General features: G+C 48.2%; 1 rRNA gene. It reads right to left on the minus strand.

From position 1 onward, the window contains the following. Window positions 1–255: ribosomal RNA gene (locus HZY82_RS00010) — 16S ribosomal RNA — on the minus strand; the annotation flags it as partial.

The raw sequence follows: 255 nt of genomic DNA on the forward strand, positions 1-255 counted from the left end.
TCACATCAGACTTATTAAACCACCTGCGCGCGCTTTACGCCCAATAATTCCGGACAACGCTTGCCACCTACGTATTACCGCGGCTGCTGGCACGTAGTTAGCCGTGGCTTTCTGGTTAGGTACCGTCGCTACTGTATATAGTTACTATACAATCATTCTTCCCTAACAACAGAGTTTTACAAACCGAAATCCTTCTTCACTCACGCGGCGTTGCTCCGTCAGACTTTCGTCCATTGCGGAAGATTCCCGCTTTTT

The sequence above is a fragment of the Gemella sp. GL1 genome, from assembly GCF_013415365.1.
GTDB lineage: Bacteria > Bacillota > Bacilli > Staphylococcales > Gemellaceae > Gemelliphila.